This window comes from Nocardia uniformis NBRC 13702 (assembly GCF_001613345.1).
In the GTDB taxonomy this organism is placed as follows: domain Bacteria; phylum Actinomycetota; class Actinomycetes; order Mycobacteriales; family Mycobacteriaceae; genus Nocardia; species Nocardia uniformis.
Genome location: NZ_BDCE01000082.1, coordinates 1 through 623, shown reverse-complemented (window position 1 = coordinate 623; position 623 = coordinate 1). Strand labels below are relative to the sequence as shown.

Sequence of the window (623 nt, the reverse complement as noted above, 5' to 3'; positions counted from 1 at the left end):
GGGGGTTCCTCCGAAACTGTCTCGCTCGCGGGCACGATCCGTGCGAGCGGCTGATCTACCTTGACCTGATCGCCCGGCCGCACCAGTAGTTCGACGACACCGTCGATGGGTGCGGTGAGCGAATGCTCCATCTTCATTGCCTCGACCACCACGATCGGGGTGCCCGCGGTGACCTGTGCTCCGTTCACGGCTGGAACGGCAATGACGGAACCGGGCATGGGGCTGACGATTTCGGCGTCACCGACGTGCGCGGCCACGCCACGGATATCGGCCTCGGCGACCTCGCGCAGCTGCGCGACGCCGGTGCGGTCGGCGAGCCATACCTGATTGTCCCGCTCGGCGACGCGGTGACGCGTACGCAGGCCGTCCAGGGTGAGGATCAGCGCCTGATCGTCAAATTCCACTGTGAGCGTGTGCTTTTCACCGTCCTCGACCCATACTTGCGCCTGCTCGGGTGCGCCCGTCAGGTAGACGTGCGCGGTGCGGTCCCCGCCGTTCAGACGGAGCACCGTCGGTGCGGGCTCACCCAGCCGCCAGCCTGTGGGAATCCCCCAGAGGTCGGTGGACCCCGTCGGTCGCAGATCCGCGCGGTGTGGATCCCGGCCAAAAGCATGCCGGGACGA

At 67.4% G+C, this 623-nt stretch carries 1 protein-coding gene; it reads right to left on the bottom strand.

The window, feature by feature from the left end:
• The coding region (locus NU1_RS31170; protein WP_443093787.1) for an acyl-CoA carboxylase biotin carboxyl carrier protein subunit at positions 1-530 on the bottom strand (530 nt) is incomplete at its 3' end.
• Between the last annotated feature and the right edge of the window lie 93 nt (positions 531-623).